Raw genomic sequence first — 238 nt, forward strand, 5'->3', positions numbered from 1 at the left:
CTCTTCGCGCTGGTCGCGGGCGATCTGCGCGCACGTTCGGGCACATTCACCACGATGTCGGGCCGCGAGGTCGCGACGAATATCTGGGTCCGTCCGGGCGACGAGGACCGCTGCGATTTCGCTCTGCAGGCGCTCCACCGCTCGATGCGCTGGGATGAAGAGGCTTACGGGCGCGAATACGACTTGGACATTTTCAACATCGTTGCCGTCGATGACTTCAATATGGGCGCGATGGAGA

1 protein-coding gene is annotated in these 238 nt (G+C 62.2%); it reads left to right on the forward strand.

Translation table 11 applies throughout. From position 1 onward, the window contains the following. Positions 1–238 (forward strand): hypothetical protein (locus B3D39_RS13460; RefSeq protein WP_286789792.1); only part of this gene is annotated, 238 nt, incomplete at both ends.

This window comes from Thioclava sp. UBA3469 (assembly GCF_002378135.1).
Classification (GTDB): Bacteria; Pseudomonadota; Alphaproteobacteria; order Rhodobacterales; family Rhodobacteraceae; genus Thioclava; species Thioclava sediminum.